8 protein-coding genes are annotated in these 6,876 nt (G+C 64.8%); 4 read left to right on the top strand and 4 right to left on the bottom strand.

Annotated features, from left to right (window positions below):
- Positions 1–41 precede the first annotated feature (41 nt).
- Positions 42–323: a hypothetical protein gene (locus ACZ54P_RS24230; RefSeq protein WP_465463843.1), complete on the top strand. Its 282-nt coding sequence runs from the start codon at positions 42–44 to the stop codon at positions 321–323.
- A gap of 250 nt (positions 324–573) precedes the next feature.
- A complete protein-coding gene (locus ACZ54P_RS24235; RefSeq protein ID WP_465463844.1) occupies positions 574–2,004 on the top strand; it encodes a neutral/alkaline non-lysosomal ceramidase N-terminal domain-containing protein in 1,431 nt (476 codons plus the stop codon).
- Between the two features lie 134 nt (positions 2,005–2,138).
- Here ACZ54P_RS24235 and ACZ54P_RS24240 read toward each other — a convergent pair whose 3' ends face one another.
- Together ACZ54P_RS24240 and ACZ54P_RS24245 are read right to left on the bottom strand one after the other, a co-directional pair.
- On the bottom strand, positions 2,139–2,438 hold the full coding sequence (locus ACZ54P_RS24240; RefSeq protein ID WP_465463845.1) for a hypothetical protein: 300 nt from the start codon (positions 2,436–2,438) through the stop codon (positions 2,139–2,141).
- A gap of 112 nt (positions 2,439–2,550) precedes the next feature.
- Entirely contained in the window at positions 2,551–4,125 is a 1,575-nt protein-coding gene (locus ACZ54P_RS24245) for a hypothetical protein (RefSeq protein WP_465463846.1), read from the bottom strand.
- 395 nt (positions 4,126–4,520) lie between these two features.
- On the opposite strand from ACZ54P_RS24245, the gene ACZ54P_RS24250 reads away from it, so the two are divergent.
- Positions 4,521–5,111, top strand: a complete 591-nt coding sequence (locus ACZ54P_RS24250; protein ID WP_465463847.1) for a dihydrofolate reductase family protein — start codon at positions 4,521–4,523, stop codon at positions 5,109–5,111.
- Positions 5,112–5,223: 112 nt separating this feature from the next.
- Here ACZ54P_RS24250 and ACZ54P_RS24255 read toward each other — a convergent pair whose 3' ends face one another.
- Together ACZ54P_RS24255 and ACZ54P_RS24260 are read right to left on the bottom strand one after the other, a co-directional pair.
- The gene (locus ACZ54P_RS24255; protein WP_465463848.1) at positions 5,224–5,769 is read right to left on the bottom strand and encodes a hypothetical protein; all 546 of its coding nucleotides are present in this window, start codon (positions 5,767–5,769) and stop codon (positions 5,224–5,226) included.
- 413 nt (positions 5,770–6,182) lie between these two features.
- Positions 6,183–6,320: a hypothetical protein gene (locus ACZ54P_RS24260; RefSeq protein WP_465463849.1), complete on the bottom strand. Its 138-nt coding sequence runs from the start codon at positions 6,318–6,320 to the stop codon at positions 6,183–6,185.
- Between the two features lie 428 nt (positions 6,321–6,748).
- Here ACZ54P_RS24260 and ACZ54P_RS24265 point away from each other — a divergent pair.
- A partial coding sequence (locus ACZ54P_RS24265) for a MerR family transcriptional regulator (protein WP_465463855.1) occupies positions 6,749–6,876 on the top strand: 128 nt, incomplete at its 3' end.

A 6,876-nucleotide genomic window follows, 5' to 3' on the forward strand; every position in this document is an offset into this window, starting at 1 on the left:
GCACCACGACGCGGGATCGAACCAGTTCATCCGCTGCAGCGTTGAGGACGTTGTCTAGCGCCAACTGGCGGCGGTGTCGCGCGCCGTTCGCCGCGAGCCTGGGGCTGGACTTCGACTCGCCCGCGGTGCAGCTGGCAGTGCGGCTCTACGCGACGGCGGCCGACCAACTCACCAGGGACTATCTGACCGAGAGGGATGCGCTCGATCCGGACGTGATCGTCGAGATGCTGGCGGCTGTGCTGGCAGGTGCGCCGCGCGCCGCGCAGGTCGCCGATCCCGAATTGCGCGTCGAGTCGGTGCAGGAGGAGTTGGAGTCGCGCTAAACCCGTCGATCGTGTTGAGCGCCAACGACTCCTTCCCACACCGGCCGAGCGCGGGAGAGTCATGCCGAGGTCGCGTCCGAGCCGGCCGAGGTTCTTGCGTGCCCGGCCATATCGCGTTTGTAACGCGAGGCGGCTGTAGCTCGACGATGAAGCAACCGCCGCTGTCGAGATCTGTTGCAGCCGGCGCTGTAGCTTCTTCGAGCGGTCAAAGACCTGACTCATATCCATACTCACGCACGAGAGGGGCAAGATGGAGATCCCGAGAAGACCGGTACTCAAGAGCGGTGTGATGCTGGCCGGCTACGGGCTCGCCGCACCGTGGCTGCAGCCAGGCCGGTCCGACGCGGCAGCTGCTCCTTTGGCGATCGCGGTCGGCAAGGTCGACATCACCCCAGGCCTCGGAATCGCGCTGGCCGGGTACGCAGGTGACAGCCCTCGTGCGGCGACCGGTGTGAACCGGCCGCTGTACGCGCGGTGCACGATCATCTGGGACGCTGGCATCCCGAATGTCATCGTGACCGCAGACATCCTTGCCTTCCCACGCACCATCCATCAAGCGATCCGAACACGGATCACCGCGCTCGGCGTCGCGTCGTCCGATTTTGTGATCACGGCAACGCACACCCACAACGGCCCGGTGATCAACGACGACGTCACCGCGTACACCCTCTACAACATCGCCGACCCGTCGCCGGAGCGGGACGCAATTCGGGCCTACGCAGCCCGGCTGCAGGATCAGATCGTGGACTTGGTCCGTGAAACGCTCACAGAAACCCCGACGGCGTGCACCCTTGACTACCAAGTCGCCGACGAGGACTTCTCCTACAACAGGGAGGGCCTATCCTCCGTGGAACGCGATCTGCCGGTCCTGGTCGCCCGCACGCTCGACGGCGCCCCCATCGCCGTGCTGTTCGGCTACGGCTGCCACCCTGTATCCGGCCCCGGCGTGACCTTGATCGACCCGGACTACCCAGGGTTGGCCGTTTCGGTAATCGAAGACGACGCCGGAATTTTCGCGCAGTTCCTCACCGGCACGGCCGGCGACCAGAATCCCCGCAACGCTTCCAGTTGGCCCGCACTGGCTGCGGACGGCACCGACCTCGGCCAAACCGTGCTCAACACGCTCTCCGCACCCGGCCGTCCGATCAGCGGGCCCATCCTCACCGCGTACCGCGACGTCGACATCAAGCTGGACATCACCGACACACCCGGCAATCTCGCAGTGGCCCGCGCCAACTTCGCCGTTCGCCAGGCAAACTCGCCGGGGTGGATCAGTCGGCACGCCGAGATCATGATCAACCAGATCGACGCACACAGCTTCACGTTCAGCACCCCGGTACCGGTACAGGTCTGGCGCTTCGCCGGTGGCACGCCGCTGAGGATGGTCATGATCGGCGGTGAACCGGTGTCAGGCTACGCGGCCCATTGCCGTGACAACTACGGCGGCAGCGACGGCATCTGGATCAGTGGCTACGCCGGCGAGGTACCCGCCTACCTGCCCAGCGACGAACTGCTGACCACCGGTGGCGCGTTGCACTATGCCTGCGGCTGGTCCACCGACTACCCGGGCATGGGCGGCGGCGCGATGTGCGCCTACGGCCTCATCGCCCACTACCTGCGCAACGCCCAGGGCAACGGCGTGGAGCACACACTGATCGCCGCCCTGACCGCAATGCTTTAGATGCCGATGAGCCGGACACTGCTCGTGCCCGACTCACACGTAACAGCCGGCGCCGCTCATCGCGACTGCTCATCGGCATGTACGGGCATTTGCGGGGATGCACGATCAGCGGCAGAAGAGTGCGTTCACCCTCGTCAGTGAAGATCCAGCAACGTTTCGAACCGAGCTGCCAGCACCGCGTCGAAGTCGCCCCCGATGGTCATGCTCAGGATGCCCCCTTCGTGATCACGCGCGATCCGAAGGACGACCTCCGGGGCACCCGCAACTGGGTACTCGAACCAGGCAACAGACGGTAGATCAGCGTCAGTCGACGGAATGCCGGCTTCGAGTGCACCATCGTCGAGGTCACTCCACTCGTAGTGAACAAGCATGGCGACGTACTCGACAACCCTGGCCAGGTTGTCCTCGAAGATCCAACCACTTACCTCGCGCACTCATAGATCATGTATCACCTGGTCCTGTCGCAGCACCCGCAATTCGGCATGAGCGTGCGAATGGAGAGCTCGTTCTCTTCGAGATGTGGAATTTCAGCGGAGGGTGGTTGTCTTACCGATCATGCTGCTCGTCCTCCTCTACCTGTCCGGTAGTCAGTTCGAGGGCGAACCGGCGTGCATTGTCGTTGGGATCGGAACGTGCAAGGTCGTGAATCACGTCGCGAGCGTCGGCCGGCCATGCGGTTCGCGGCCACTGTTGGAACGCTGTCAGCGCCATGTTCCGGTTGCGAGTAACCGGGCTGTGCAGTCCTGCCAGCAGCAGATCGGCTCCGGTGCCCGGATGGTCGCGCAGGGCTTGCAGGGTCCAGTCCAGCGCATTGTGGGCGCGCCATTGCGGGCCCATTCCCAGCGCATCGGCTGGCCCGGTCGTGATCTGGTCGATCGGCAGGAGGGTATGTGCCAGGTCTGCCAACTGCTGAGCGCGCCCGGTGTCTGCCTGTTGCCAAGCGTGAAACCACCCGCTGCCGAACGGATCGGTCTTGATCTTCTCGAGGTGTGCGTCGAAAGTGTCCATGCCCCGGACACGGGCAGCACGGTCTGCCAGGGAGAACTCAACGGGGTCGTCTGATGCCAGCCCCGCGGTGATGCGGCCGATCCATGAGTCCTGGCTCAGGATCTGGTCACTGGCGTGCTCGAAGGCTTGTCGGCGGGTGGCGGTCCAGCCGTTCTGGCTGCGCTGGTCCCACCCGGTCTCGCGGGCGAGGAAGGAGCGGATCGTAGCCACGGTCGAGAAGTCCTGAAGGGTCTGCGCCTGGGTGGTCATCGTGGCGAGAAACGCCTCCACGGCGTCGGCGCCGGACTCGTAGTCGTCGACGTCTTCCGCCGGTCCACCCGTGATCAACGCTTCCAGAATTTCACCAGCGGAGGTCAACAACCCTCGATCGACCGTCTCATCGCGCAGAGCTTCGAGCAGACCTCCGGTCGTGGCGGCAATGCAGGCCAAGTACTCGTACATGATGGAGTTTCGGAATCCCTCACGCAGGATCCACGAGCGAATGTCCGGATCGGTCGTGTCCCGCAATCGCTCCACGCAATGAATCCGGCCCCAGCCATCCACCGATGCGGCCAGCGCCCACAACTCCGACTCCGGGGCGGGTAGCCCGTTGGAGATGGCCACTGCGCAAAAGAGGGTGAACTCTTCGTGTGCGCCGAGCGTCCGCACGACGGCCACGTCGTCTCCGAGCCCGGTGACACCAAGCAGTGCGATACCCAGCTTGACCGGCCCTCGATCGGGGGCCGTTACGGCAAGCCACTTCCCGACCCTATGCAGCGCCCTCCCGTCCAGCCGCTCGCGGCCCAGCCTTTCCATCAACGCGTCGACGTAGTCCATGACGTCGTCATCCGTGATACCGGCATAGAGCTTGCGGAGCTGCCTGACCGATGGCCGCTGGCACGCCGTGGCCAGCAAGCGTGCGACCTCAGTGGCGCGGTCAGTGCCATCGGCGGATCCATGGTGACCGATGACCCCATCCATGGCACCAGGCACCCACCGAAGCCGATCGGACATCACCTTGGCGTCGTCCGGCAACCCCACCTCTGCTGGCAGCCGCCCGGACGGATCAAGATTCCGGCGAATGTGCTCGTAGAGCGCAACCCCGGCCATCGCCACCGGCAGGTCAACCGACACAGACGTCACTCCCCGCATATCCACGACAACACGCCATGGACGATACAAGTCCCGAACCTTGGCCTTAAACCAAATACCCCAGCCCGCAGTGTTACCGACGTCATCCTCAACTCGGCACATGCGCGCCTCGCGACAGCGCGGTCAGCGGCATGAGCGGACGTGGACGTGGGGAGTCCACCCGATGATCGGGCCATAGCCCTGGGCAGGTCGCCGTGCTTCATGCGGCCGGAGAGCCAGCCATCTGCGGGGAGGGAATCTCGGACCTGTTGTCGAATCCGGCGCCGCGCGATCGACGTACGGGTGAGAGCGGCGGACGGTCGACGGATCGAACGTGTCCAGTGGCCCGCATGTCACACCGACGGCCCCGCCGACTGGCCAGAGGAAGGGTATTCAGGATGAGTAGGACACCACTGCGGCTGTATATGTCCATGTCGGTCGACGGGTACATCACCGGGCCGGGCGACCGGCCTGGCCAGGAACTCGGCCGCGGCGGAGGGCGGCTGTTCAACTGGCTCGACGACCGGATGTCCGAGGGAATCAACGGGCAGGTGTACGCCGAGGCCGGTTCGACCGGCGCCGTGATATCCGGACGCCGCACGTTCGAGCTGGCCGGCCGCTGGAACGGCGACCACCACGACGGCGTGCCCATTCATGTGCTCACCCACACCATCGACCCGGCCGACGAGCCACCGGGCAGCGCGAAGTTCTACACCGACGTCAACGCGTGTGCCAACGAGGCCAGGGAAGCGGCGGGAGATCGAGCCGTGCTGGTCCACGGTGCGGGTGCGGCGCGGGCTCTGCTGGCGGCAGGCCAGCTCGACGAACTCGAACTACACCTCGTCCCCGTGTTGCTCGGCGACGGACGGCGGTTGTTCGAGGCGACCGGACTCGGCCGCATCGAATTGGAGCCCGTCCGGCGGCTCGAAGGCCGCGACGTCACACACCTGCGATACCGCGTAGTCCACCAAGAAGCACAACAGCCATGACCGCCGCGTTGCCGATGATCGGTGCCCCCGACGTCAGCGGTTACGCCGAAGGGCCGCACTGCTCGGGCCACCGACACTTGCTGGCGACTGCGACGAAGCGGAGCTTGCGCGTTCAGTGATCGTGATGCCCGTGAGGGGGTTGAGCCGTGGGGAGCGTCGAACGCAGTGATCGCGCGATTGCCTGCACAACGGGCGTGGGTAGCCCCAGCGTCGGTGCCGATCGCAGTTCCACCTCGAACTCAAGATCGACCTCTGCACAGCCGCAATCCAGGTATTCCTCCGCGGCGAAGCATCGGTTGGCCAAGTCCGAGTCGAAATCCGGCGACCAGAACCGGGCCATGAGGCGAATCATCGGGGCGGTGACCATGGCCGGCCGGGCACGGAGGTCGTCCGCCATCAACCGGGCGACAAGATCCGTTGACTCATCCTGGCCGGGAAGTGAGATCTCGTACCGCTCGCACGCGGCGGCCACCAGTGGTTCGGTGTCCCACCCGTTCACCCGACGGCTCAGGCCGGCCAGTTCGGCGATCTCAGGATCTTCATTGCCTTCCAGAAGCAGGCTGACCGCGACATCCGGCCAGTCGCCCGGCTGGAGGACACCACGGGACTCGGTCACCCTCGCCACCAGGAGCGCCGTTCGCACCGAGCCATCGTCCACCTATCAACTTTAACGTCCTCTCATCGGCATGAGCGGACGTCGGATGGACTGTAAAACGAGCGGTGTAACTCCCGATCATGGAAGTGCGCCTGAGGACTGAAATGGTGTCCGGTTTGGAGAACGTCAAGGGGCTCGAAGTTCAAGACCGGTTTAGATGGACTGGACGACCAGATCGTCGAGCGGCTGGTGAGCCGCGCCAAGGCTGGTAGGACGATGAGGCTGGCCGGTGAGGACGGGGTGCTGCACGCATCTGCGGGTGGCGCGGGATCTCGGCGGCAGCCGCACCGACCGACGGGTATGGCGAACTACGTCGACAGCGAATACGACCGCCGCGAATCCGAGGTTGACCCGTTCCTTGGTGTATGCGCATCGGAGAAACTTTGGCCCCCGGCGAGGGGGGAGGTCCCGGGGCCTCACCAGAGATCCTTCAACTGGTGGATCAGGTTGAGTACCTGCTCGGCCAGTGTGAGGGCGAGGACGAGCGAACTAATGGTTGCCGCGACGCGCAACCTCGTCGTCTTCTTTTCTCTGTTGTGCTTCCGATGCGCCATGGACTTCTCCGTGGTGATGGTTCACTCGCGTGAACCTTGACCCCGAGTTTCCCCGGGGCTCTCGGGCTAGTTACCGAGAGCTGACGGGGAGAAGCCCAGTCGCCGATCGAGCGTAGCAACAACATGTCAGGGCAGGAAAGCCTCCGTTGCTCGCCCTCTGGAGCAAGCTGGTGCCGGTTTTGATGGCCAACACCGGTCGCCCGCAGCCTGATCCTGTACACGATGCGACTCCGGGTGACAACGCGTGTGCACGTAAGGGACGCGAGACGGGCAAAGGGGCAGGCGAGGATCTGGCAACTACAGTTCCTCGCGTTCCGGATCGAAATCTCGGTCCCGTCATGCGCGGCAAAGGAGACATCCGAACATCGGCTCATGTACACGCCATGGCAGCGCGGTCCGCGGCATGAGAATGCTTCGCTACGACCAGAATATTTGACACTGGTGTAGTTCAGGCGGCGGCGTTCGCCGGGATCACGGTGAAGACCGTGCGGCACTACCACCAGCACGGGCTGCTCGACGAACCACGACGCGACAGCTCCGGCTACCGGCGGTACGG

The organism is Amycolatopsis sp. NPDC034160, assembly GCF_055575355.1.